Source organism: Brucella pseudogrignonensis (assembly GCF_031454375.1).
GTDB lineage: Bacteria > Pseudomonadota > Alphaproteobacteria > Rhizobiales > Rhizobiaceae > Brucella > Brucella pseudogrignonensis_A.
Map to the genome: position 1 here is coordinate 1,222,174 of NZ_JAVDQT010000001.1, position 25,170 is coordinate 1,247,343.

The window sequence follows — 25,170 nt, forward strand, 5'->3', positions numbered from 1 at the left end:
CAATCAAGCAAAGCGCTTAAACGCCAGAACCATAGCCGAATTGTGGTAACTATTTCTTGCTAATTGCAGCCTGTGCTGCGGCTAATCGTGCAATCGGCACCCGGAATGGCGAACAGGACACGTAATCAAGGCCTGTCTTCTCGCAGAAATTGATTGATGCCGGATCGCCGCCGTGCTCGCCGCAGATACCGAGCTTGAGCTTGTCGCGTGTTTTGCGTCCACGCTCGGCCGCGATCTGGATCAGCTCACCCACGCCATCAAAATCCAATGAAACGAACGGATCCTGTTCGATTACACCACGGCTCTGATAGGTCGAAAGGAATGGTGCAGCATCATCACGCGAAATGCCGAAGGTCGTCTGCGTCAGATCATTGGTGCCAAACGAGAAGAACTCTGCCGTTTCCGCAATTTCAGCAGCCCGCAGCGCCGCACGCGGCAATTCGATCATCGTGCCGACCATATAGTCGATCTGAACACCGGACTCGCCGATCACTTCCTTTGCCACCGCATCGACGCGCGCTTTGACGAAATCAAGCTCCGCTTTGAGGCCGACCAGAGGCACCATCACTTCTGGCACGACGTGCTCACCGGTCTTCTTACCCGCTTCAACAGCTGCTTCAAAGATCGCGCGCGCCTGCATTTCGGCAATTTCAGGATAGGAAATCGCTAAGCGACAACCGCGATGGCCGAGCATAGGGTTAAACTCATGCAGGCTATCGGCACGTTCGCGCAACTTCTCCGCATCCACACCCATGGCGCTGGCTACTTCCGCCACTTCCTCGTCGGTACGCGGCAGGAACTCATGCAAAGGCGGGTCAAGCAAACGGATTGTAACCGGCAAACCCTTCATGATCTCAAACAGCTCTACGAAATCCGAGCGTTGCATCGGCAAAAGCTTGGCCAGAGCAGCACGGCGACCATCTTCCTTATCGGCAAGGATCATCTCGCGCATGGCGATGATGCGTTCGCCTTCAAAGAACATATGTTCAGTGCGGCAAAGGCCGATGCCTTCTGCGCCAAACGAGCGCGCAGTGCGCGCATCCGCTGGCGTTTCGGCATTGGCACGCACTTTCATACTACGCGTCTTATCTGCCCACTCCATCAGCTTACCAAAGTCACCTGAAAGCTCTGGCTGCAACATGGCAACCTTGCCTTTCAGCACCTGCCCATTGCTGCCATCAACGGTGATCACATCACCCTTTTTGAAGGTCTGACCGGCCGCAAGCATGATGCCATTGCGATAATCAACGCGCAGAGAGCCTGCGCCAGACACACAAGGCTTGCCCATACCGCGTGCAACCACTGCCGCATGGCTGGTCATGCCACCGCGCGTCGTCAGAATGCCTTCCGCCGCGTGCATACCGTGAATGTCTTCCGGGCTTGTTTCAACCCGCACCAGAATGACATTGCGGCCTTCAGCCTTGGCCTGTTCGGCATCTTCCGATGAGAATACGATTTCGCCAGTCGCAGCCCCCGGAGAAGCGGGTAAGCCTTGTCCGATGACAATGCGCTCAGCGCGCGGATCGATGGTCGGATGCAAAAGCTGGTCGAGTGCAGCAGGATCAATGCGCAGAACGGCTTCTTCTTGCGTAATCAATCCTTCGGCAGCCATTTCAACGGCCATTTTGAGCGCTGCTTTTGCCGTGCGCTTACCGGAGCGCGTTTGCAGCATCCAAAGCTTGCCGCGCTCGATGGTGAATTCCAGATCCTGCATATCGCGGTAATGCTGTTCAAGCCGGTCTGCCACTTTCAGAAATTCAGCAAAAGCTTCCGGCATGACCTTTTCAAGCGACGGCTTATCAGAGCCCGCTGCAATGCGTGCTTCTTCTGTAATGTTTTGCGGTGTGCGAATACCCGCAACCACATCTTCGCCCTGCGCATTGACCAGAAACTCGCCATAGAGCTTCTTTTCGCCGGTCGATGGATTGCGCGTGAAGGCAACACCCGTCGCAGAGGTTTCGCCCATATTGCCAAACACCATGGCCTGCACATTGACCGCCGTACCCCATTGCGCCGGGATGTTGTGCAGCCGACGATAGGTAATCGCACGCGCATTCATCCAGCTTGAGAAAACGGCACTGATTGCTCCCCAGAGCTGCTGATGCGGGTCTTGTGGGAAAGGCTGGCCCAGTTCTTCCCCCACCTTTTCCTTATAAAGCGAGATCACATCTTTCCAGTCACCCGCGCTCAAAGCCGTATCGACCTCAACGCCGAGATCGGCCTTTTTGTCTTCAAGAATTTCTTCAAAAAAACCGTGATCAACGCCCAACACGACGTCCGAATACATCTGAATGAACCGGCGATAACTGTCATAGGCGAAACGCTCGTCGCCAGCTTCACGCGCGATAGCCTGCACGGTTTCATCGTTAAGACCAAGGTTCAAAACCGTATCCATCATGCCCGGCATGGATGCCCGCGCACCCGAACGAACCGAAACAAGCAGCGGCTTTTCCGCTCCACCAAACACGCGTCCGGTTAGCTTCGCCACCTGATCAAGCGCCGTCTGCACCTGCCGGTCCAGCTCAGCAGGATAAGTGCGCTCATTGTCATAATAGGAGGTGCACAGTTCAGTGGTGATTGTAAAACCGGGCGGCACTGGCAGACCAAGGCTGCTCATTTCAGCCAGGTTCGCTCCTTTTCCGCCCAGAAGGTTGCGATCACTCGCAGCGCCCTCTGCCTTGCCATCACCGAATGCGTACACCCACTTTGCCATTCTGGCCTCCCATGCGCAGGTAACGGTCCGCAATGTCTGTGGTTTTCCACAGGCTTGCAGAAACTCTCTTCGTGCTTATGCGATCAAGTCACTGTCTGCCAATCAAAAAAGACAAAGGCTCGTAATAGAATCGATTAGACGGCTTTTAAGCGGAAGCAACGATTGACTCTTCATGTGTCTTGCGGCAAAAATAAGAACAAATATAGAACACATGGAGTAGACTATGCGCATCACCGGCAAACTCGATTATCTTGAAATGCCTGCGGGCAATGGTTCGCTGGATAGTGCCAAGAGTTTTTATGCGCGCGCGTTCGGCTGGTCTTTCGTTGATTACGGCCCTACTTATTCCGCCTTTGCAGAAGGTCTGGATGGTGGTTTTGATGCAGACCCGGAAGCGACACGCAAGCCTTTGCCTGTACTTTATTCAGCACAGCTCGAGGAGACGCTAAAGGCCGTCACCGAAGCCGGTGGAACGATTGTGAAACCAATCTTCGCCTTTCCTGGCGGTCGTCGTTTTCACTTCACCGACCCTGCCGGCAATGAGCTTGCCGTCTGGAGCGAGAACTAACAACATCATGGTCGCAGGTTGACAGCAGCTATCATATGTAAATGATGCGGCGCATCTTATAAATTCAAATAGAATTTGGTGACATGCGCTTCATTCTTCCAACTGTACTGCTTTCCCTCGCTGCAACCTCTGCTTTTGCCCGAACAGAAGCGCCAGCACCTGAAAATGTGCCACTCAGCCAATGTGAAGAGTTTCTCAAAGGAATGAGCCTTCTCACGCCTGGCAAGGATTATGCCGTCAGAGATATTCCAGATGGTTGCGTTGTTTCGAACAGCATTTATCACACTATGCAGTTGATGGGCTGGACGATCGAGAGAGCCATTCTGGAGGTTGATCACTTTCAGGACTATCTTTCTGACGCACCTGATCTGAACAAAACTGTCCCGGAATGGGGACGCATCGCCGTTGATGGGATGCGTATGACGATACAAAGCGGCAGCAAAGTATCTGACTACATCACCTCAATTCAGCAATGGCCAATTGATTTCAGCGCTTCCTATCGCTTCGACCCCAAAAGCGGTTATCTGCACATTCAAAATGCAGAAATTAACAGCACCAAAATGGGCAAGGCCTCTGTGTCTGCCGAGATCAACCTACCGGTTGATTCAACTGTTGGAAGCCTCACTGCCAATCCGAGCGCCACACTCTCCCACTTGCGCATACGCCTCGATAATCAGGGATTATGGGAAAGCCTCGCTCTTCCCCTTCTTGCCAATTACGCCGCCTTACCAACTGAGACTGGTGAGAGCGACCCAGAAGTCGATATTGCGCGTCTGCGTGACATTGTGAGCAAATCTGTCGAAGCGATGCCGGACAATCAGATTGATGCGTCTTCCCGAAAAGCTCTGCTGCGCTTTGTTCAAGATATGCCGCATCCAAACGGCTTCTTCACACTGGATTTGCATTTCGACAAACCAATGCCAATTGGCCTCAACGATCTGGAACCGGGCAAGCTTGCAGATCATGCATTCACGGGCGCAAAAATGACCGTGACGTATAGAGCGCGTTGATAGACTCTAGCATTTGACCAAACAAGACAGTAACAACAGCCATGTCCACATCTCTGTCATCCCTTGAATCCGCCGCTAAATACCTGTCGCAATCCGACAAGGATCAGTTCTTCAAAATCAAGCGCGAAATGGAAGCATCCGGTGCTTCCAGAGCAAGCATTGAAGAACGTCTTCATGAGTTCATCTGGCAAATCATTGAAGCCGATGATGACGAAGACGAAAGCGACGATGAGGAATAATAAGCTAACTTAGCTGCGAGGATCAGACCGCTTCGCGCAATTGCTCTGCGGTCTGAAGATCAACCGAAACGAGTTGGCTCACGCCCTGCTCGCCCATGGTTACACCGAACAGGCGGTTCATACGCGCCATCGTAATTGGATTATGCGTGATGACCACAAAACGCGTTTCGGTCGAAGCCGCCATCTCATCCATAAGATTGCAATAGCGCTCGACATTATGATCGTCGAGCGGTGCATCCACTTCGTCCAGCACGCAGATCGGTGCCGGATTGGTCAGGAAAACGGCGAAAATCAGCGCCATAGCGGTCAGCGCCTGTTCGCCGCCTGAAAGCAGCGTCATGGTCTGAGGCTTTTTGCCGGGCGGACGTGCTAGAATTTCGAGACCAGCATCCAGCGGATCATCGCTTTCAATCAACTGCAATTCCGCAGTGCCACCACCAAAAAGATGTGTGAACAGGCGCTGGAACTGCGCATTCACCACATCAAATGCGGCCAGCAAGCGTTCACGCCCCTCACGGTTAAGGCTCTGGATCGCCTGGCGCAGTTTCTTGATCGCTTCAATGACGTCCTCGCGCTCAGAAATAATCGCCTCAAGACGCGCAGAAAGTTCCTGGCTTTCCTCTTCAGCACGCAGGTTAACCGCACCAAGACGCTCGCGCTCTATACGCAAGCGGTCAAGCTGGCGTTCAAGCTGATCGGGATCAGGCATACGGTCATCAGGCTTTAAGCCCGTGTGACGGATGGCTTCATGTGGCGCACAGTTCAGTACATCGGCAATACGTGCTTCAGTATCCTTGCGGCGTTCTTCGGCAGCTGTCAGACGCTCTTCCGCACGTGCACGCTGCTCGCGGCTGGTCGCAAGATGCTGAATGGCAAGCGTTGCAGCTTTATCGAGTTCTGCCTGTGCAGCTTCCGTCTGCGCCAGAATGTCGGCCGCGTGTTTGCGGCACTCATCCGCCTCCGAAAGCTCATTGAGTAATGCCCGGCGGCGACTTTCAATCTCTTCAGGCGCTTCGGCAAGCGCTTCCGCCTCATCGGCAGTTTCCGCGCGACGATCATTCAGGGCTGCAATCTGCTGTGCAGCATTTTCTGCGCGCGACGCCCAGTTACGACGCTCAAGCCCGATCATCGCCAGACGACGGGCGCGATTGTCCGCTTCACGTCGCTGCCCTTCATAGGCCGCACGTGCTTCCGCAAGCCTTCCGCGGTCAGACTGCACTTCTGCACTCAGCGCCGTATGTCGCTCCGAAATCGATTGCAGATCCTGCATTTCATTGAGCCGATCTTCCGCCTCAACAACACGAACCTGTGCTTCTTCGAGATTTTCTTCAAGGCGGGACTTGGCCTCTTCGAGACCAGCACGTTTGGTTGCCAGTTGCCCCGCTGCGCGTTCAACGGCTGCCAGCGCTTCACGCGCCTCATCAAGCCTGCGCTGGTTAGCGCGCCATGCATCGCGTGCCACCCGTTCCTGCTCAACAGCTTCACGCACAGCCACTTCAAAGCGTTGCACGGCCTGCTCAGCAGACTGAACTCTTGAGTTGGCATTCACTGCCTCTTGCTCAAGTTCCGCCAAGCGGTTCTTCTGGGCAAGCCGCTGCGCAGCAGGTGTTGGCGCATCAGCACTTGCTGTGTAACCGTCCCAGCGCCACAATGCACCAGCCTTGCTGACCAGTCGCTGACCGGGCCGGAGCATAGCCTGCAACCTCTGACCATCCTGATCCGAGACTACACCTACTTGCGCAAGTCTGCGGCGCAATTGCTGCGGGCCGTCGACCAAGCGATCAAGCGGCACACTGCCTTCTGGCAATGCCGGGTCACTGTGTACTGCCGGATTATAAGCCCAAAAAACAGGCGCATTGGTATCGCTTGCAGCATCGAGATCTTCACCAAGCGCTGCACCAAGGGCGACTTCATAGCCCTTTTCGACCTTTAACTCTTCAACAACCGGCGGAAACTGACCCGTTTCACCCGCATTGAGAATGCGAGCAAGCGTCTGCGCTTCGGTCTCAATGCGGTTAAGTTCAGTGCGCGCTTCATTGAGCGGCTGACGGCTTGCCGCTTCCTGCTCACGCGCAGCACCGACCAGTTCTTCAGCTGCAATGACCATATCTTCAGAGGCTGCCAGCACATCCGTTGCAGCTTCAACAGCCACACGTTTTTCAGCCGGATCAAACAATCCGCCGATCTGTTCAGCAACGGCCGCAATATCGTGTTCGATTGTTTCCATCTGGCTTGCCAAACGGTTACGACGACTTTGCGTTTCCTGCAAAGCGCGCTCGATCTGTGTGCGCTCAGCGGTAGCCTCTGCGCGTTCCGCTGTCACGCGAGCAAGCGCATTTTCGCTGTCCTGCAAACGGATTTCCGATTCCTCAAAGATCGCACGCAATTCTTCATCGCGCTCGCCAGATGCCTCATTAGAAGCAATCAGTTCCTGCTCTTCTTCGTCCAGCCGCTCCAGAATATCTGCGTTTTCACGCACCATCTGTTCTTCACGCGCAATATCTGACGTGAGTTGCTCAAGCCGCTTCATCAGTTCGGCACGGCGCAAACGAATGCGGCCATCCTCTTCGTCAAGCTGCGTCCGAGCAATGGAAAGACGCTGCAAAGCGGCGGCGGCTTTCGCCTCTGCTTCGCGCAATTCAGGCAATTTATGCGCACCAACGCCCTGCTCACGCGCCGCATTCATCTGCGCCTGCGCCATGTCACCGACAACGGTGGTTGCCTGTGCCAATGCACTTTGTGCTTCACCTTCCTGCGCTTTGGCCTGTGACCAGCGCAAGTGCAACAACGATGCCTCAGCGCGCCGCATATCAGCTGATAGTGCCTTGAAGCGATTGGCCTGACGCGCCTGACGTTTCAGGCTTTCAATCTGGCTGCCAAGCTCTCCCACTACATCTTCAAGACGCTCGAGATTGCCTTCCGCAGCACGCAGCCGCAATTCCGCTTCGTGTCGGCGCGTATGAAGACCGGAAATCCCCGCGGCTTCTTCAAGCAATGCGCGCCGTGCCTGCGGCTTGGCCTGAATGAGCTCACCAATCCGACCCTGCCCCACCATCGATGGCGAGCGAGCCCCCGTCGATTGATCCGCAAACAGCAGCTGCACATCCTTGGCGCGCGCTTCTTTGCCATTGATGCGATAGACAGATCCTGCTTCGCGCTCAATACGGCGCGAAACCTGCAATTCATCCTGATCATTATATGCAGCGGGTGCCGTGCGATCAGAATTATCAAGGAAAAGCGTAACTTCCGCCGTGTTGCGCGCGGGGCGCGTGGCAGAACCGGAGAAGATGACATCGTCCATGCCGGAGGCGCGCATGTTCTTGTATGAGTTTTCACCCATCACCCAGCGCAGTGCTTCAACGAGATTGGACTTGCCGCAACCATTTGGCCCGACAACGCCAGTCAGCCCGCCCTCAATGACGAACTCCATCGGTTCGACAAAGGACTTGAAACCAACAAGGCGAAGTTTGGAGAAACGCATTAGTAAGCGCCTCCCTCAGAAACGCAAAAAGCGGACGCAATAAAGCGTCCGCTTTTCATGCCGAAAGGCGGCTTAGAGCAGCTTGTCAATGATTGCCGACATCTCGTCAACCGAAAGGGCTCCAGCATATTTCTGTCCGTTGATGAAGAAAGTTGGCGTGGCGTTCACACCAAATTCCGTCGATCCACGTTCCATGGTTGCTCTCACATCATCGAGAACTTGCTGGTTCGTCAAGCAAGCCTTGAACGACTCCTGTGTAAAACCTGCAAGTTTCGCGATCTGGAGCAGTGCAGCTTCACCGTCAGCTGCACCAGCCCACTGTTGCTGCTGCTTGAAGAACACTTCAACCATAGGGAAATAACGGTCTTCCGGTGCGCAGCGCGCCAGCATGAAAGCAGCGGTTGCGCGCGGATCGAATGGGAACTCGCGGAAGATCAGCTTCGCTTTGCCGGTATCAATGTACTTTTCCTTGATGGTCGGGAAAGTATTGACTGCAAAATCAGCGCAATGCGAACAGGTCAGCGATGCATATTCAACAATGGTAACAGGCGCATCGGCCTTGCCATAAACCATGTCCTTGAGCTTGCCAGCTTCTGCAACCTTGGCAGCATCGACGGACGCTTCAGCACTGCGTGCCTGCGCACTTGCATTACCAGCAAAGGCGAGGCCTGCGGCGGCTGCGCCAGCAAGAGAAATAACATGTCTGCGGTTAAGCGATGCAGGCATCGAATCATCCAGTCCTGTTTCAATGTTGACTTTTAAAGACAATTTAAGGTGGCGCGCGGGCAATCACCAGCCCTCGCGCGATCAAATGAAGTTCAACAACAGCCTTAAATCAAATTTATGGCAAATTATGCTACTTCTTTGTAGCGCGCTTTTCAGCGAGTATGTTTTTGCCTAGTCGGGCAAGAGCCGCACGCAATGCATCATCCTCAATGCCATCTGTCGCGTTATCGATGCGCCGCTCTTCGGACGGTGCCAGAGGCGCAAAACGTTTAGGCTTGCGCCTGAAATCAAGCGCAGGCGGCTTCTGCTCTATCTTGATACGCCCAACCGCAGAAAACCCCAGAAATCCGTTAACACGACTGATGATTTCGCCGGTTTCATGCTGGATTTGCAAAGCTGCAAAACCTTCGCACGCAATGATCAAAGTCGCAGGACTGAAAGGATCATCATCACTCAATCGACGAGGCCATAAAATACGCAAAGGTCGCGAAGAGCTACCTATTGCAGGGCCGACGATATCTTCCCACGACTGCAGTAGCGAAAGGCTGATCCCCGCACGTTTTTGCAACATCGGGTCCATCAGACCAGATGTCATATCAGCAAGCGGGCGAAAGCCTCTTTTTTGTTTGCGTTCGTTCATCGCGTCCCATTATAGCCGCGAAACCAATCAACAAACAAAGGAATACCTTCATCAAGCGTGGTTTTGGGGCTGAAACCGAGGTCACGCGCGGCCAATGTTATATCCGCATAGGTGCGCGGAACATCAGCAGCGGGCATAGGCTCTAGCTTGCGGATGGCTTGCTTGCCACATGCTTTTTCAATCGCAGCAATAAAATCATTCAGCATAACTGGGCGATTGTTGCCGAGGTTATAAACTGGCGCTGTCTCTTCTGGTTTTTCGATAATCCGTTTTACTGCGCCCAAAACGCCACTTACGATATCGTCTACAAATGTGAAATCGCGCTGCATTTCACCATTGTTGAAAACGCGGATCGGCTCGCCTTTGAGAATTGCTGACGTAAACAGCCACGGCGCCATATCGGGGCGTCCAATTGGTCCGTAAACTGTAAAGAAGCGCAAGCCAGTCGAGGGCAGACCATGCACGTGCTTGTAAGAAACCGCCAGAAGCTCGCCGGACCTCTTGGTAGCCGCATAAACCGAGACCGGATGATCAACCGCATCGCTTTCCGAAAACGGGATTTTTTCGTTCGCACCATAGACCGACGATGAACTGGCATAAACAACTGGCGGACGCTTTTCGAGTGTCAACGCCGATTCAAAAACGCTCACCTGCCCCATGACATTGGCTGACACATAGGCGGCAGGGTTCTCGATCGAATAGCGAACACCTGCTTGCGCCGCGAGATGCACGATCACATCAGCATCGCGATCAGCGCCAATCGCCGCGTTGAAAGCTTCCGCATCCGAAATATCCGCCTGTGCAAAGCGGAAACCATCGCGCGTATTCAACTTAGACAGGCGGGTATCTTTGAGATCAACCTGATAATAATCATTGAGGTTATCAACGCCAACGACCTGCCAGCCTTCATCCAGAAGCCGCGCTGCCGTATGGTAGCCGATGAAGCCAGCGGCACCCGTCACGATTGCTTTCATAGATATTATTTCCTGCACATATAGTTGGTAAGACCAGCGCGACGCAGAGCCATAACACGCCTTGAAGCAGCAGCATTTAACGCAGCGATGAAGAACATAGTAGATGCGATTGTAACTTCATGCAGTAGTGGGTTATGCAGCATGCCATAGCTGGCAGATACAAAGGCGAAATAAATCAGCGCACGCCGCATTCCCCAGCTATCAGCAGTTCGCCACAGATAAATGAAGATCGCGATAAAAGCTGCAAACATAAAAAACAGGCCGACAATACCGTCATTCAGCAGTTCATCGAGCACTGTATTGTGCACATGTCGGAAGCCTTCAAGCATCGGTGCCTGTTCACCCGCCTGCTGTCGCACCATATCCATTTTACCATAGGATCCAACGCCTGTGATCGGATGCGCTTTGATAATCACGACTGCGCTTTTCCACATCACCTCACGAATATCGGCAGAAAGTTTATCTTCCCATTTTGAGCTATCGCCGCTGTCGTAATATTCAACCATGCCTGCGAAACGTTTAGAAATTACCTCGCCTAACGGGCCAACAACAATCAGCGCAGCAAGTGCCGCCATGAGCGCGATATATACCGCGCTTTGTTGCTTGAGATTATATTTTCGCAGGAAAAGTACGATTTCAATGGCCGCAAATATCGGTAAAACAACAATCACGGCGCGTGTTTCAGATGTTAGCACAGCCGCAAATCCAAGAACCAGCCAATGTGGCCCATTCGGCAAATAGCGCGGTGCTTTGAAAACGGGAATAACCGCAGAGATTGCCGCAACGCCCGCAACAAAAGCAAACACGGCTTGATTGCCGCCAACGCCAATACGCCCACCCTCGGTCAATAGCAGATAAATAACGGCCAGTATGGTCAGAATAACGCCTGCTCGTGCTCCAAGGACATAATAACGCAACGGATCTTTGATAAGAACCATACCCGCGCCTGCAAAAGCAAAAACGGCGATTAATATTGTATAGCTAATCTGACGATTACCGGAGAATGGCTCTCCACGATAAAGAATAAGCCCAAGAGACCAAACAGCATAAAGAAGAATGAAAATATAGAATTTTTTCGCGAACAGCCGCGTCGTATTGTGTCGGCCAATCGCCAGGTAAATCCCAAGACACGAGAAAAGAAAAAGCACAATCGGCCCCAGCCCCAGCCTTATTGGCATCGCCGCGGAACCAACGGCCAAAGCCCAGCCGTCTATCTTTCTCCGGAGCAGAAACGATTTCTTTAAAAAGCTCATTTCTCTACCCCTACCAATCGCTCTATTTGCAAAGCGTAAGCGATTCTCCTGATATAGTCAGTCGCTCTAAAGAATAGGGTGCTTATCCTTTTATATGCTGGCAAACGTGCCTTAGCGTATGTCTCGCGACTATCTGCTATCGTTGAAAGGGCGACATTGGGAAGCTCTACCAACGGCCGATCTGTGACGAAAATCTCATAGCCCCCTGCCCAGCCACGCTCCAGCGCAACATCATAGGGCAGCGACATTGGCTTTATTGCAGCTAGTAGTTTCCTTGCTCCATCCCGGGTCACTAAATAAGCCGCCGAACTACCAAGTGGTCCATGCAAACAGCGACCAATTGAATGTCGGCCATTCACCAAACCAAACTTTCGAAATGCTGCCGTTCGGTGATTAACGAGTTTAACCACATCCCAACCGCTCATTTTTGATACACTTAAAACAAACGGCAAAAAATCTGATGAAAACCGTACATCATCCTCAACAATAACCGCATGATTTTCGGGTGCTGCAATAATCGTTTCCAACACTTTAATATGACTAAAATAACAACCAATTTCCGCCGGCAGTGCGATCTTGCCATGACGTCGACGAAAACCCGCTACATCAAAGTTTTGGAGTTCGTCCGGCTTTAACAACTTGCCTTCGACGGCATCGACGCGTCGCAGTTCAATCCCAAACTGATCGGCACTCTTCTTAACATCATCCCATCGCTGCGCAGAACGCGCCAGATTAATGACGTAGACAGGAACCGAGTTGCTCACGAATTATCTTTCTTCAACATTTATTTGCCTTGTAACAGCCTTATCTATCATAAAGCGCCATATCAAAAGCACTTGAATTTCAAATCAACTCCCAAAATTTAAGGGTACATAGAAATTACTAGCTGCCCCCCGTGAAAAGCGATCAAACAATATCCATGCTCAAAACAGCTAAATTCGACCGCAGCAAGGCAATTATCAATTGGTACGATCGCTACCATCGCGTTTTGCCTTGGCGTGTGACACCACCAGAACAAGCATGCGGCATCAAGGCTGATCCATATCGCGTATGGTTATCGGAGATTATGCTGCAACAAACAACCGTTGAAGCAGTGAAATCCTATTTCAACAAGTTCGTTACACTCTGGCCGAATGTCGCATCTATGGCAGGTGCAAGTGAAGACGACATTCTTCGTGCCTGGGCTGGCTTGGGCTATTATTCACGCGCGCGCAATCTCAAGAAATGTGCGGATTTGATCGCGGCAAATTATAACGGCAAGTTCCCCTCAACCGCAGTCGGATTAAAAGAATTGCCGGGTATCGGCGATTACACATCGGCAGCAATTGCAGCCATTGCATTCGGAGAACCAGCAGCAGTTGTGGACGGCAATGTCGAACGCGTTATCTCGCGCCTTTATGCCATCGATACGCCCCTGCCTGCCGCGAAAGCTCAAATTCGTCTTCTTATGGGCCAATTGACACCGCATGACCGGCCCGGCGATTTTGCGCAGGCCGTCATGGACTTGGGCGCAACCATCTGCACGCCGCGCCGCCCTGCTTGTGCCATTTGTCCGGTCAATGATGATTGTGAAGCACTCGCGCATCACGATCCGGAAACTTTTCCAGTTAAAGCGCCGAAAGCGGCAAAGCCGGTGCGAACCGGGGCAGCCTTTATCGCAATTGCAGAGGATGGATCGGTGCTGCTGCGAAAGCGCAAGGGCGAAGGCTTGCTAGCTGGCATGACCGAAGTTCCAGGCAGCGCATGGACAGCACGCATTGACGGCGACGCAACGATTGACGCCGCGCCCTTCCCTGCAAGCTGGCAGTCCGCAGGCAGCATCACGCATATCTTCACGCATTTTGAATTACGCCTGTCTGTCTATTCACTCAAAAATACGGCCAAACGCAATGACATTGATGGCTGGTGGTCTGGACCTTCAGAGCTTGAAGGCGAAGCACTTCCAACCGTCATGAAAAAAGCAATCACGGCTGCTATTCCAGAAGCATTCAAAAAGGGAAGGAAGAAACCTTGACCACTCCAGTCAGGCACGTTGTTTTCGATATTGGCAGAGTGCTTCTGCATTACGATCCAGAACTCGCTTATTTGGAAGCAATCCCAGATGCACAGAAACGTCAGTGGTTTCTCGAAAACATCTGCACCAGTGCATGGAATATCGAGCAGGATCGTGGACGCAGCTGGAAGGACGCCGAAGCACTGCTGATCAATGAACATCCTGAGCGCAGTGAGCACATCAAAACATTCCGGCAGAACTGGAACCTGATGGTTCCTCATGCTTATGAAGACAGCGTTGTAATCTTGCGCGGCCTGATTGCGCAGGGCAATGACGTAACGATGCTGACAAATTTTGCATCCGATACGCTGCGCGAAGCACAGGCACGCTTTCCGTTCCTGACCGAAAGCCGTGGCGTGACAGTTTCTGGCGACATTCGCATGTTGAAACCAGACCGCGAAATTTACGAACATCATGTCGCAAGCTTTGATCTCGATCCGGCTGCGACGCTGTTCATAGATGACAGCCCGGCAAATGTTGAAGGTGCGAAAGCTGCGGGCTGGCAGGCCGTACATTTCACCGGCGCAGCAAAGCTGGCCGATGATTTGAAGCGCCTTGGCCTATCTTTCTAGACGAATAAGCCCCAAGAAAAAGACCCTCGAAACAGGTTGTTTCGAGGGTCTTTTCATCAGACTTTGTTGGAGGTCGCCCGATAGTAATCTCTAAAAAAGTTAGCCGCCCGCTGCTGCCATTTCATCGCGGATGACCTTGCGCAGATCATCGATAGGCTTCAACACGCCTGCTTCTTCATAGTGCCAGAAAGTCCAGCCGTTACACGCATCAAAGCCTTGTACTTTCGCACCAATGCGATGAATGGAACCAGCTTCGCCGTTGGCAGCCAGAGTTCCGTCTGCACGGATAATCGCTGCATGGCGACGACGTGCATCTGACAGAACCGTACCCGGACGCAGGAGACCTGATTCAATAATCGAGGTGAAAGCGACACGTGGTTCAGCACGCTTGCCGGTCATGACAGTCAATTCAGCCTTGCCGAGTGGCTCAACCGAAGCGATGCGTGCAGTTGCAGCGTCAATATAAGACTGCTCACGCTCAATACCGACGAAATGACGGCCAAGACGCTTTGCAACAGCGCCCGTCGTGCCCGAGCCGAAGAACGGGTCAAGGATGACATCGCCCGGCTTACTCGACGACATCAGAATGCGTGCGAGCAAAGCTTCCGGCTTCTGGGTCGGATGCACCTTATCGCCGTTCTCGTCTTTTAGGCGTTCGGAGCCAGTGCAGATCGGGAACAACCAGTCAGAGCGCATCTGAACATCGTCGTTCGCCGCTTTCATGGCGTCATAATTGAAGGTGTAGCCTTTGCCCTTTTCGTCGCGCGAAGCCCAGATCAACGTTTCATGCGCATTCTGGAAACGACGGCCACGGAAGTTTGGCATCGGGTTGGTCTTGCGCCAGATCACGTCATTGAGCAGCCAGAAGCCAATATCCTGAAGCTGTGAGCCGACACGGAAAATATTGTGATACGAGCCGATGACCCAGATCGTGCCATTTGGCTTAAGCACACGGCGGCAAGCCATCAGCCATGCACGGGTAAACGCATCATAGGCCTGAAAACTGTCGAACTGGTCCCAATGATCGTCAACAGCATTGACCATGGTCTGGTCCGGGCGATGCAGATCGCCACCGAGCTGGAGATTGTATGGAGGATCAGCAAAAATGACGTCCACCGAATGATCAGGAAGACGCTCCAAAGCGGCAACGCAATCACCCTTGATGATAGAGTCGAGCCAGGCGGTACGTGGGGCCTCAATAGGCAACTCATGTGCAAGACGTACTAGGGACATGGGATACTCGATTACCTGTGAACGCTAAAAACTTGTCCTTATGGTTACTGAACAGGGTAAATATGCGGTTAACGCCAAGTGATTGAAATCGTAAACCTTTTCTTAATTTGGCACAAAAAGCCCGGGTTTCTGGCACTTTTGGCAACCATCAAATTTTGAGAGTTTTCTTCCAGCCTTATTAATGCCGTCAACAAATTGCAGTTCACGAACGAAATTTGGTGCGATCACTAAGGCTTGGTTATTCGTTTTTGCCTATGATCGCGCCGAAACTGATTTGCTTTTCTTGATGTGCGGACCATGAATATCAACGAGCTGCGTCATAACCGGTATTTGCGAGTTCTTTTTGTACCCTTCCGCATGCGTGCGCTTGTGCGTGGTAGCGAAATCGGACTGGTCATCGCGGGCGCAATCATCGGCATAATCTCCGCGCTCGCCGTGGCTGCGATTGCAGGCATTTCGCAATGGATGCATCAGGCACTGTTTGGTCTCGCTGATGGCGAGCGATTGAGTTCAGCATCGCAACTAAGCACCACCGCTTACATTGCACCCGTCGCTGGCGGCATTCTCATGGGCATCGTGATATGGGTGCTTGCACGCTGGCGCAAAAAGCCCATCGTCGATCCCATCGAAGCCAATGCGCTGCATGGTGGCCACCTGTCGTTGACTGACAGTTTTATCCTTGTCGGACAAAACCTTATTTCCAATGGATTTGGTGCATCAGTAGGTCTGGAAGCCGCCTATACGCAGCTTTCGAGTGGCTTTGCATCCCGCATCGGGCGCGCGTTAAAACTGCGCCGGGCTGATTTGCGCACGCTTGTGGGCTGCGGTGCAGCGGCAGCGATTGCGAGTGCATTCAATGCGCCGCTGACCGGCGCATTCTATGCGTTTGAGCTGATTATCGGCGTTTATTCGATCGCTACGCTGGCACCGGTTGTTGTGGCTGCAATCGTTGGAATGCTGGTTACACAAGCCATCGGTGGCGCGCCTCTGGTGATCCATATCGGACAGCTGGATGGCATTGCTGCACGCGATTATCTGCCTGCGCTTGTCCTTGGCTTTCTGGCTGCCGGCATCGCCATTCTGATCATGCGTGGCGTTACTACTGTTGAGCGGGTTGCACGCAAAAGCGTTGTGCCAACTGTCCTTGCGCCCGCCATCGGCGGAGCAGTTGTCGGCATGATCGCCTTTGTTTCTCCGCAGGTTCTGGCGTCCGGCCACGGTGCGCTGCATCTTGATCTGAATGCACATTTGACCATTCCCATGCTTTTGCTGCTAATTTTCAGCAAATCGCTTGCGTCAGCTGTTTCAATCGGTTCCGGGTTTCGCGGTGGTTTGTTCTTTGCATCACTGTTTCTCGGTGCTCTCACAGGAAAGCTGTTTGCAGCACTGACAGGCTACGTCCTCCCACTAACACTTGAGCCGGAGGCCTATGCCGTCATCGGGATGAGTTCCATGGCAGTGGCGATCATCGGCGGTCCACTGACAATGACTTTCCTCGCGCTTGAGCTTACCGGCGATTTTCCGCTGGCAATGCTCGTGTTGGGGGCGGTCGTGTCGTCGTCGATGATGGTTCGCAAAACCTTTGGCTACTCGTTTGCAACATGGCGTTTTCATCTGCGTGGCGAAGCCATTCGTTCAGCGCATGATATTGGCTGGGTTCGCAATCTGACTGTCACGCGCATGATGCGGCATGATGTTAAAACCGTGTTGATCGATACTGACATCGAGACCTTCCGCCATGATTTCCCATTGGGCTCTACCCAGCGTGTTATCGCGGTGGACAGCGAAGGCCATTATGTCGGCATGATCCCAGTACCGGCCGCTTACTCCGAGAGCTTCGACAAAACAGAAGAGGCCCGCAGTATTCGCGAGCTGCTGCGTTATCAGGACGAGTTCCTGTTGCCGCAGATGAACGCGAAAGAAGCTGTCGTGCGCTTTGATCGAGCAGAAGCAGAAGCGCTCGCTGTCATCAACAATGCTCAAGAGCGTAAAGTACTTGGGCTGTTGAGCGAAGCGCACACGCTGCGCCGCTATAGCGAAGAACTGGACCGGCGCAGGCGTGAGGTTTCCGGCGAGGTTTGATTACTGTGAGGTTCCGCTGACGGGTTCGGTGCCGCGGTTTTCCGGTGTCACGCTGTAATAATATGGCGTCGCGATAATGAACAACAGAACGACGACGACAGCGGCAACAAACAGCACAACGGATTTACGCATAGAGTTCTCCTTCATGGAGAAAAGGAACGGCTTCACGCAAACATCGTTCCCATATTTTGCGGAAGCCGCCCCGGCAAAGTTTGACCTGTGGGTCATAAAGTTGTAGCTCATCCGCAATGTTTTGCGGGTGATCCTCGCCCAATATCTCCCAAGTAAAGGCTTTTGACATGGCAGCTCCAGCCCTGATTATTTTTGATTGTGACGGCGTTTTGGTGGACTCTGAAGTCATCGCGGCAGAAGTCGATGCAGCACTTCTGACAGAAGCCGGATATCCGATTGAAGCCGTCGAAGTGGGTGAGCGTTTTGCGGGCCTCACATGGCAGGACATTCTCCTGACCGTAGAGCGCGAAGCTGGCATTCCTATTTCTGCATCGCTTCTCGACAAGGCAGAAAAGCTGCTTGATGAACGTCTGAAAAATGAAGTTCAGGCGATTGAAGACATCGTAGAAGTCGTTGAAGCGCTAAACCTGCCAAAGTGCATCTGCTCAAATTCAACCAGCGTTCGCCTTGATCTCATGCTCAAGCGCGTTGGTCTTTACGATCTGTTTGAACCAAATATTTTTTCGGCGCGCGAAGTCGGCACCAAAAAACCGAAGCCAGCGCCAGATGTTTTCCTGCACGCGGCAAAGCATTTCGGTGTGGATCCGGCAGATGTCATTGTTATCGAAGATTCTGCGCACGGTATTCACGGCGCACGCGCTGCCGGAATGCGCGTTATCGGCTTTACCGGCGGTGCGCATACTTATCCGGGCCATGCTGACAAATTGACGGACGCGGGTGCAGAAACCGTCATCCACCGCCATAAAGATTTGCCAAGCGTTATCGAAGCACTTTCGATCTGGACCGATGCTTAATCTGATCCAGTCTAACTCAGACAATGTCTTTTGCGCGCCTTAGAGCGCATTTCGATCTGATGAAATCAGATCGGCGCTCTAACCATTTTTTAAGCGCATCTTGTCCGAAAACCGCTTCACACTTTTCGGGATGCGCTCTTAACGACGCGCAAAGAATTATCACGCGGCGCTACGCTTGCCTTTGCCTTTTGCCTCAGCATTAAGCGTTGCCAGCAACTCTTCTGACTCGCTCTCGCTCAGGCCGATCATCAATCTGTCACCGATAGATGCAGGCTCATCGGTCGCTAAATCGAAGATCGCCCAGGTATCCGTGGGTTCAAGAACGCGTTCATATTTTGGCTTCATGGCCCTAAGCTCAGAACGGACCTGACTGCCGTTCTGCCCCTGTTGTTTCGTTGCAATTCCACATGAGAGGCTCAACCGGCTAATTTAAGGCACAGCCTTCCCACGAACAGTTTTTCTAAATTAAACTTCTTGCAATTCACTTCACACAAACAAGGTTTTTTAAATAACGCATCAAAGATTACTTCTATAGTTAAATTTCTATTGCTAAAATCAAAGCGTCAAACACCTATTTTGAGCTGGATTCAACCTTGGTCCGCTTCCGTTTTTTGATCGAAAATCCAGCCAGTGATTGAGCTAAACTGGCATTGACTGGCTTGCCGAAAAACCACCCCTGTCCTGAAAGATTGGTGCAAATATCGCGCAAGCAGCGAACTTGCTCTCCAGTTTCAATACCCTCGACCACAATTCCAAGCCCATACTGATGCGCCATAGCGATAATTTGCGGAACGATAGAAACAGTTTCAGCCTCACCGCCAAGTGTCCGTGTGAAGGCCTTATCGATCTTGATGGCATCAACTTGCAACTCACCCAGATAAGCAAGACTTGAATAGCCCGTACCGAAATCATCGATATAGACCTTGTACCCCTTTTCGCGCAGAGCCTTAATACCGCTACTGGCTTTCGCGAAATCCACTGCGGTTCGCTCGGTCAATTCAAGACCGATCTGTTGCGGCTGAATTCCGGCGTCTGACAGGCGAGCTTCAAGCGACTGTATGAAATCCGGGCTTTGCAGATCACCGGAGGTTATATTCACGTTGATATAGAGAGCCCGCTGCTGTCGGAGCAAATCTCCCATTTCTTCAATAACATTATCCAACACATAAGCGGTTATGAGATGGCCTACACCAGCCGCTTCTGCTCGTGCAACAAACAGATCAGGCGGCACAAAATCGCCTTTTGTAATCTCCCACCGAATAAGCGCTTCAAAGCCTATAATCTTCTCATCACCAAGATTGACAACAGGTTGATAGACCAGCGCAAGCTCGTTTGCCTTCAGCGCCTTTTTAAGCAACGAGACAAGTGAGCGGTCACGGTTACGGTAAAACGTCCAGCCAATGGCAACGCCGCCGCCAACAAGTAAGCCAAGGCTTGTGAATACAAACGGTAATAACTCATCTGTATGGTCAGACCAGCTTTCAGACGTTGCAATCGCAACGCAAACGCCTGTTTCATCGTCGCACGCTTTTTGTTGCAAAACGCCATTTGTTACGCCAAACGACCGCATACTATTGGTTGGGATAAAGCTATTGCTAATATTCTCAGGAAACGCATCGGGGTTACTGTAAAGCTTGGCGTACTGCGTCCGATCGCTATTCGTCATAAATATTGCGAAATCATATTGCGGAACATGCACTGCATCAAAAGCCAACGCACTTAAAACGAGATTGCCGGTGTTGCGGCCAAAAATCGGGCCATGACTCCCAGCGGTTATAAGCTCCTGATCCTTATAAACATAAACGCCATCCTTAAGAAGAACATCTTCTTTGCTTCTGGGTTTTGTTGTCACGACATCGCTTAAAAGCGTCGAACATTGCAGCATGTCATGCTCAAGACGACCAATGTCCTTGATGTGATAAGCGGCAAAAAGCAACTCGCGCATATAGCGCTTATCGTCTGACGAGCACAGAGCATAGGGAGACTGATTGACCTTGCTCAGCGTCTCTTTCGCAGAGTTCACTATACGGTTAGCCTGCGTCATGAGCACAGTCATATACGCATCCATGTCCTTTTCTTCATCGAAAAGGCGAAACTGATCCCCGGCCCATTTACCTGCAATGGCGCCAAGCAATAACATGATGCAAATTACATAGGGTACAGGCGAAAAAAATACGCTGCGTTTCAACCCCATAAAAGATCGCCTCGATAAAAATCTACAAAAAGTCCAAATGAAATTACACTTCTCTATAGATGACATTAATTCGAAATTATTGGAAAAGTAAACAGACCGCTTCTTGTTTCAAAACGGCTGTAAAAAGAACAAATAATATACTAGCGCAACATATTTGAAATCGGAAACCCAATACAGCAAAAAGCGGCCAATGGTAAAATCAAAAGCCGCTTTCTAAATTCGATAAATTCTAAGACCCATTACTTCGTATTGTATGGGCCTTCATCAAAACCAACGAAAATCTGCACGCTGCGTGCGCTTTCGGTCGGAATCGAAATTCCCTTGTCGTTGAACACAAACTGCGTTGCACCGCCGCCATTGCTGACACTGACTGTCTGCTTGTGCAGTTTGGAATAGATCACATTGCCATTCTGAACGACGGCCACACGGATCGGCATTGTAATGTTGCCGCTCTTATATTTTGGACCCGGCACAACCTTACCAGCCGCAGCCACGTCAAGCGTAATCGTGCCAGCATTGTGCTGGCAATCCCGCGTCGTGTCCGTCAGCGAGGCTTGGTAAATCACACGGGCGGCATCTTTGTCGCCGCCTTTTTCATAGGTGCTGAAATAGGCTGTGCCTTCACGCAGTGAAACACTTGGGCAAAAGGCCATAAGGTCAGATGCCTTAACGCGCGGCTCTGCGCTATCCGCCGCATTCTGTGTTCCACTGGTGGTACAGCCGGCAAGTGCTGCGAGCAAAACCGTTGCAACGACTGGAAACAATGATGAACGATTCTGTGATGCTTTATGCATAAACCGGGCTTCCCTGCACTGATCGACCTGTTCTACACCGCTATACGATGCATAGCGTGAGGGTGTTTTCCTGTTTTTTGCAGCCAAGAGCAACCCCATCAAGCAAAACATGCATTAATTCTTGCGGCTTTTTTAGGGAAGCTTTATTGCATTCTCGGCTAAAAATCTGCCTTGACCCGAAATGAAGGCCTTTGAGATGAAATATATAAGCACACGCGGCGAAGCCCCAGTTCTGGGATTCAGCGATGCTCTGCTCGCCGGACTTGCCCGTGATGGCGGCCTCTATCTCCCGCAGGAATACCCACAATTCACCGCTGATCAGATCCGTGATCTTCGTGGAAAATCCTATGTGGATATCGCGCTGGCCGTTCTGACACCTTTCGTAAATGGCGAAATTCCGCAGGCAGATTTTGAACGCATGGTGCGTGAAGCCTATGGCTCGTTCCGCCATGATGCAGTTTGCCCGTTGGTGCAGACCGGCGCGAACGAATATGTGCTTGAGCTTTTCCATGGCCCGACGCTTGCTTTCAAAGACGTCGCCATGCAGCTTCTTGCGCGCATGATGGATTATGTTCTCGCGCAACGCGGCGAACGTGCAACGATTGTTGGCGCCACGTCTGGCGACACAGGCGGCGCTGCGATTGAAGCCTTTGGCGGCCGCGACAACACTGATATTTTCATCCTGTTCCCAAATGGTCGCGTGTCTCCGGTGCAGCAGCGCCAGATGACCAGCTCCGGCTTCTCAAACGTTCATGCCCTTTCTATCGAAGGCAACTTCGATGATTGTCAGAATCTGGTCAAAGGCATGTTCAATGACCTCGAATTCCGCGATGCGATTTCGCTTTCTGGCGTGAACTCGATCAACTGGGGACGCATCATGTCTCAGGTTGTTTATTATTTCTCGGCCGCATTGAGCCTCGGCGCACCGGATCGCGCTGTCTCGTTCACAGTCCCAACCGGCAATTTCGGCGATATTTTCGCGGGCTATGTTGCGAAGAAAATGGGCCTGCCGATTGATCAGCTGATTATCGCAACCAATGACAACGACATTCTTGCACGCACGCTTGATAGCGGTGCCTATGAAATGCGTGGCGTCGAACAGACGACTTCGCCTTCAATGGACATCCAGATTTCGTCGAACTTCGAGCGCTTGTTGTTTGAAGCGCATGATCGCGATGCGAGCGCTGTCCGTGGCCTGATGGACAGCATGAAGCAATCGGGTGGCTTTACGATTTCCGAAAAGCCACTGTCTGCCATTCGCAGCGAATTTGCAGCGGGACGCTCAACCGTTGATGAAACAGCCGCAACCATTAAGTCGGTTCTGGATGCGGATGGCTATTTGCTTGATCCACATTCGGCGATTGCAGTTAAAGTCGCTCGCGAAAAAGTGTCCGGCAAGACACCAATGGTTGTACTCGCCACCGCACATCCGGCTAAATTCCCTGATGCAGTAAAAGCTGCAAGTGGTGTGACGCCGGCGCTTCCGGCATGGCTTTCGGACCTTATGGACCGAAAAGAAAGTTTCACAGTTCTTCACAACGACCTGAAAATCGTGGAAGAATACATTCGCCGTCATTCCCGGGCATAAGATTATATCTTGCTCAGGAATTTAAAAACGGGAACCCGAATGGGACAATGGGAGCATTTTGCATATGGGTGTTGAAGTAACGCGTCTTTCCAATGGCCTGACCATTGTAACGGATAACATGCCGCATGTGGAAAGCGTTGCGTTGGGTATCTGGGTAAAAGCAGGCGCGCGAAACGAAGCGCCCGACCGTCACGGAATCGCTCATCTGCTTGAACATATGGCCTTCAAGGGTACGGAGAAGCGTTCGGCCTGGCAGATTGCCTCTGACATCGAAAATGTTGGCGGCGAAATCAATGCTGCAACGAGCGTCGAAACCACCTCATATTATGCACGCGTGCTGCGCAACGACATGCCGCTGGCAATCGATATTCTTGCTGACATCCTGACTGCCTCCAAGTTCGACGAAGCTGAACTTGAGCGTGAGAAGCAGGTCATCATGCAGGAGATCGGGGCAGCCCATGATACGCCTGATGATATCGTTTTCGACCGCTTCACCGAAACAGCCTACCGTCACCAGCCAATCGGGCGCGCCATTCTGGGTGAACCGGATACCGTGATGTCGTTTACGTCCGCTGATCTGCGTCAATATATGGACGAGCAGTACAGCGCTGACCGTATGGTTGTGACGGCTGCTGGTGGCGTTGACCACGATGATTTTGTGAAGGAAGTCGAGAAGCGTTTGGGCGGTTTCCGTGCTCATAACACGGCACCAACCCTTGATCTCGCGACATATGTTGGCGGCGATTTCCGCGAAGATCGCGATTTGATGGATGCACAGGTTTTGATCGGCTTTGAAGGTCGCGCCTATCATGTGCGCGATTTTTACGCTTCGCAGCTTCTGTCAATGATTCTAGGCGGCGGCATGTCATCCCGCCTGTTTCAGGAAGTGCGCGAAAAGCGTGGTCTCTGCTATTCGGTCTATGCCTTTCATTGGGGCTTTTCCGATACGGGCCTTTTCGGCATTCATGCAGCCACTGGCAAGGATGAACTCGTAGAGCTTCTCCCCGTCATTATTGATGAGTTGCATAAGGCTGCAGATTCCATTGGTATCGAAGAAGTTAATCGTGCGCGTGCGCAATATAGCGCGAGCCTTTTGATGTCGCAGGAAAGTGCAGCAAGCCGTGCCGGACAGATCGCACGTCAGTTCCTTCTCTATGGTCGTCCAGTGCCAAACAATGAGCTAATGGACCGCCTGTCGCTCATTACGCCTGAACGCCTGAGCGATCTTGCTGGCCGTATGTTCCTCGACAGCAAGCCTACAATCGCCGGTGTTGGCCCTGTTGGACGTCTGATGAGCTTTGAAGGGCTTACAGACGCTCTTTCGACCAGCGCACATACAAGGAAGATTGCTGTTTAACGGATCGGAGAATAGGCTGTAATTTCATAGAGAAATTATGCAACACTGTTGCATATTCTAAAAACAGCCTATTCGCTTCATCAACAACACGAGAACCAGCATGATCGGCCTGCCATTCCGGCGCAGCAATCCGACACTTCTTCGTGGGCAGCGTGTTTATTTGCGCGAGCCAATGCTAAGTGATTTCGCGACATGGGCCAATGTGCGCGAGCAAAGTCGCGGCTTTCTCACGCCATGGGAACCGACCTGGGCTGATGACGATCTGACGAAAAGCGCATTTCGTCATCGGTTGCGCCGCGTTCAGGAAGAAATGTCCGACGGCACCGGCTATCCCTTTTTTATTTTTGACAGCAAAGACAATCGACTTCTCGGTGGGATAACGCTGGGCAACATAAGACGCGGCGTCGGCCAGAACGGTATGGTTGGCTATTGGAGCAGCATATCAGCGGCTGGCAAAGGGTATATGAGCGAAGCCTTATCATTGGTTATCCCCTTTGCATTCAATGAACTAAGGTTGCACCGGATCGAAGCTGCCTGTATTCCCCATAATGTTCGTTCGATACGGCTTCTCGAAAAAGCCGGATTTCAGAGAGAAGGACTGTTGCGCTCTTATCTCAAGATCAATGGCTTCTGGCAGGACCACCTGTTGTTTGCCCTGATAGAAAGCGATCTACGCATGATCAATGGCAAGGTTGAACGCTCGTGAA

Annotated in this window: 23 protein-coding genes; 10 read left to right on the forward strand and 13 right to left on the reverse strand. The window is 52.1% G+C overall.

The annotated features are described in order from the left end of the window. Positions 1–49 precede the first annotated feature (49 nt). Positions 50–2,713 (reverse strand): pyruvate, phosphate dikinase, encoded by a 2,664-nt coding sequence (gene ppdK / locus J2782_RS06185; RefSeq protein ID WP_310010729.1) that lies wholly within the window; start codon positions 2,711–2,713, stop codon positions 50–52. A gap of 223 nt (positions 2,714–2,936) precedes the next feature. On the opposite strand from ppdK, the gene J2782_RS06190 reads away from it, so the two are divergent. From J2782_RS06190 to J2782_RS06200, 3 genes are all read left to right on the forward strand, one after another. Next, positions 2,937–3,281, forward strand: coding sequence for a VOC family protein (locus tag J2782_RS06190; RefSeq protein WP_250042782.1), 345 nt, complete (start codon positions 2,937–2,939; stop codon positions 3,279–3,281). Between the two features lie 83 nt (positions 3,282–3,364). Further along, positions 3,365–4,291 (forward strand): hypothetical protein, encoded by a 927-nt coding sequence (locus J2782_RS06195; RefSeq protein ID WP_310010730.1) that lies wholly within the window; start codon positions 3,365–3,367, stop codon positions 4,289–4,291. Positions 4,292–4,332: 41 nt separating this feature from the next. Further along, the gene (locus J2782_RS06200) at positions 4,333–4,530 is read left to right on the forward strand and encodes a hypothetical protein (RefSeq protein ID WP_310010732.1); all 198 of its coding nucleotides are present in this window, start codon (positions 4,333–4,335) and stop codon (positions 4,528–4,530) included. Positions 4,531–4,552: 22 nt separating this feature from the next. Here the strand turns inward: J2782_RS06200 and J2782_RS06205 are convergent, their stop codons facing one another. The 6 genes from J2782_RS06205 to J2782_RS06230 all read right to left on the reverse strand — a co-directional run bounded on the left by J2782_RS06205 (position 4,553) and on the right by J2782_RS06230 (position 12,368). After that, on the reverse strand, positions 4,553–8,011 hold the full coding sequence (locus J2782_RS06205; RefSeq protein ID WP_310010733.1) for a chromosome segregation SMC family protein: 3,459 nt from the start codon (positions 8,009–8,011) through the stop codon (positions 4,553–4,555). Positions 8,012–8,083: 72 nt separating this feature from the next. Beyond that, a complete protein-coding gene (locus tag J2782_RS06210) occupies positions 8,084–8,737 on the reverse strand; it encodes a DsbA family protein (RefSeq protein WP_310010734.1) in 654 nt (217 codons plus the stop codon). 130 nt (positions 8,738–8,867) lie between these two features. Further along, positions 8,868–9,377 (reverse strand): DUF721 domain-containing protein, encoded by a 510-nt coding sequence (locus J2782_RS06215; RefSeq protein WP_310010735.1) that lies wholly within the window; start codon positions 9,375–9,377, stop codon positions 8,868–8,870. Continuing rightward, positions 9,374–10,351: an NAD-dependent epimerase/dehydratase family protein gene (locus J2782_RS06220; RefSeq protein WP_310010736.1), complete on the reverse strand. Its 978-nt coding sequence runs from the start codon at positions 10,349–10,351 to the stop codon at positions 9,374–9,376. The genes J2782_RS06215 and J2782_RS06220 overlap by 4 nt, the downstream gene beginning before the upstream one ends. A gap of 5 nt (positions 10,352–10,356) precedes the next feature. Continuing rightward, positions 10,357–11,604 (reverse strand): O-antigen ligase family protein, encoded by a 1,248-nt coding sequence (locus tag J2782_RS06225; RefSeq protein ID WP_310010738.1) that lies wholly within the window; start codon positions 11,602–11,604, stop codon positions 10,357–10,359. Further along, positions 11,601–12,368, reverse strand: coding sequence for a glycosyltransferase family 25 protein (locus J2782_RS06230; RefSeq protein WP_310010739.1), 768 nt, complete (start codon positions 12,366–12,368; stop codon positions 11,601–11,603). Before J2782_RS06230 ends, J2782_RS06225 begins: the two co-directional genes overlap by 4 nt. A gap of 155 nt (positions 12,369–12,523) precedes the next feature. Here J2782_RS06230 and mutY point away from each other — a divergent pair, with 155 nt between their 5' ends. Both mutY and J2782_RS06240 read left to right on the forward strand, forming a co-directional pair. Next, positions 12,524–13,618 (forward strand): A/G-specific adenine glycosylase, encoded by a 1,095-nt coding sequence (mutY, locus tag J2782_RS06235; RefSeq protein WP_310010740.1) that lies wholly within the window; start codon positions 12,524–12,526, stop codon positions 13,616–13,618. Beyond that, a complete protein-coding gene (locus tag J2782_RS06240) occupies positions 13,615–14,229 on the forward strand; it encodes an HAD family hydrolase (RefSeq protein ID WP_310010742.1) in 615 nt (204 codons plus the stop codon). Before mutY ends, J2782_RS06240 begins: the two co-directional genes overlap by 4 nt. A 99-nt stretch (positions 14,230–14,328) precedes the next feature. Here J2782_RS06240 and J2782_RS06245 read toward each other — a convergent pair whose 3' ends face one another. Next, positions 14,329–15,462, reverse strand: a complete 1,134-nt coding sequence (locus J2782_RS06245; protein ID WP_250042798.1) for a site-specific DNA-methyltransferase — start codon at positions 15,460–15,462, stop codon at positions 14,329–14,331. A 297-nt stretch (positions 15,463–15,759) separates the two neighbouring features. Between J2782_RS06245 and J2782_RS06250 the strand changes: the two genes are divergently transcribed. Further along, positions 15,760–17,544, forward strand: a complete 1,785-nt coding sequence (locus J2782_RS06250) for a chloride channel protein (RefSeq protein WP_310010744.1) — start codon at positions 15,760–15,762, stop codon at positions 17,542–17,544. On the opposite strand, the gene J2782_RS06255 is transcribed toward J2782_RS06250, so the two are convergent. Then, on the reverse strand, positions 17,545–17,676 hold the full coding sequence (locus J2782_RS06255; RefSeq protein WP_310010745.1) for a hypothetical protein: 132 nt from the start codon (positions 17,674–17,676) through the stop codon (positions 17,545–17,547). Then, positions 17,669–17,845, reverse strand: a complete 177-nt coding sequence (locus tag J2782_RS06260; RefSeq protein ID WP_310010747.1) for a hypothetical protein — start codon at positions 17,843–17,845, stop codon at positions 17,669–17,671. The genes J2782_RS06255 and J2782_RS06260 overlap by 8 nt, the downstream gene beginning before the upstream one ends. Here J2782_RS06260 and J2782_RS06265 point away from each other — a divergent pair. Then, the gene (locus J2782_RS06265; RefSeq protein WP_310010748.1) at positions 17,844–18,530 is read left to right on the forward strand and encodes an HAD family hydrolase; all 687 of its coding nucleotides are present in this window, start codon (positions 17,844–17,846) and stop codon (positions 18,528–18,530) included. The genes J2782_RS06260 and J2782_RS06265 overlap by 2 nt on opposite strands. A 159-nt stretch (positions 18,531–18,689) precedes the next feature. Here the strand turns inward: J2782_RS06265 and J2782_RS06270 are convergent, their stop codons facing one another. The 3 genes from J2782_RS06270 to J2782_RS06280 all read right to left on the reverse strand — a co-directional run bounded on the left by J2782_RS06270 (position 18,690) and on the right by J2782_RS06280 (position 21,518). After that, positions 18,690–18,875 carry a hypothetical protein gene (locus tag J2782_RS06270; protein WP_310010749.1) on the reverse strand — a complete coding sequence of 62 codons (186 nt, stop codon included), beginning with the start codon at positions 18,873–18,875 and terminating at the stop codon, positions 18,690–18,692. A 226-nt stretch (positions 18,876–19,101) separates the two neighbouring features. Further along, complete coding sequence (locus J2782_RS06275) at positions 19,102–20,724, reverse strand: EAL domain-containing protein (RefSeq protein ID WP_310010750.1); 1,623 nt, start codon at positions 20,722–20,724, stop codon at positions 19,102–19,104. A gap of 239 nt (positions 20,725–20,963) precedes the next feature. Then, on the reverse strand, positions 20,964–21,518 hold the full coding sequence (locus J2782_RS06280; protein WP_310010751.1) for a hypothetical protein: 555 nt from the start codon (positions 21,516–21,518) through the stop codon (positions 20,964–20,966). A 196-nt stretch (positions 21,519–21,714) separates the two neighbouring features. On the opposite strand from J2782_RS06280, the gene thrC reads away from it, so the two are divergent. The 3 genes from thrC to J2782_RS06295 all read left to right on the forward strand — a co-directional run bounded on the left by thrC (position 21,715) and on the right by J2782_RS06295 (position 25,169). Next, positions 21,715–23,106, forward strand: coding sequence for a threonine synthase (gene thrC / locus J2782_RS06285; protein WP_310010752.1), 1,392 nt, complete (start codon positions 21,715–21,717; stop codon positions 23,104–23,106). A 64-nt stretch (positions 23,107–23,170) separates the two neighbouring features. Beyond that, positions 23,171–24,463: a M16 family metallopeptidase gene (locus tag J2782_RS06290; RefSeq protein ID WP_310010753.1), complete on the forward strand. Its 1,293-nt coding sequence runs from the start codon at positions 23,171–23,173 to the stop codon at positions 24,461–24,463. A gap of 100 nt (positions 24,464–24,563) precedes the next feature. Continuing rightward, positions 24,564–25,169 carry a GNAT family N-acetyltransferase gene (locus J2782_RS06295; protein WP_310010754.1) on the forward strand — a complete coding sequence of 202 codons (606 nt, stop codon included), beginning with the start codon at positions 24,564–24,566 and terminating at the stop codon, positions 25,167–25,169. Position 25,170 lies beyond the last annotated feature (1 nt).